This is a genomic window from Prescottella defluvii, from assembly GCF_000738775.1.
Taxonomy (GTDB): domain Bacteria; phylum Actinomycetota; class Actinomycetes; order Mycobacteriales; family Mycobacteriaceae; genus Prescottella; species Prescottella defluvii.
This window is the reverse complement of sequence record NZ_JPOC01000151.1, coordinates 1-301: the sequence shown is the minus strand read 5'-3', so window position 1 is coordinate 301 and position 301 is coordinate 1. Positions and strand designations below refer to the sequence as shown.

The 301-nt window shown below is 73.1% G+C and carries 1 pseudogene; it reads right to left on the bottom strand.

Annotation, left to right across the window (positions count from 1 at the left end):
• Positions 1-301 (bottom strand): annotated as a pseudogene (locus tag IJ15_RS25100) (arabinosyltransferase domain-containing protein); the annotation flags it as partial.

Here is a 301-nt window from a genome sequence, read left to right as displayed (position 1 = left end):
GCGCCGAAGAAGTGCCAGCCGACGAGGGTGCCGACGACGACGCCGTCGACGCCGGTCAGCTTCCACCAGCGGGCGGGCAGGAAGCGGCGGGCGCGGCGGCCGTCGACGCTGTCGAGGCGGTGCAGTGCGACGAGCGAGACGGCGGTCGCGAGGACGGCGCCGAGCATCGCGACGAGTTTGATCAGGGTGGGGCTGGACGAGAACCGGGAGTCGACGGCCGTCGTGAAGCCCAGGCCGGGCACCGACTGGGCCGTCGAGGTCGGGGAAGATGCCGACGACCTGCGGGCGGTAGTCGTGGTGG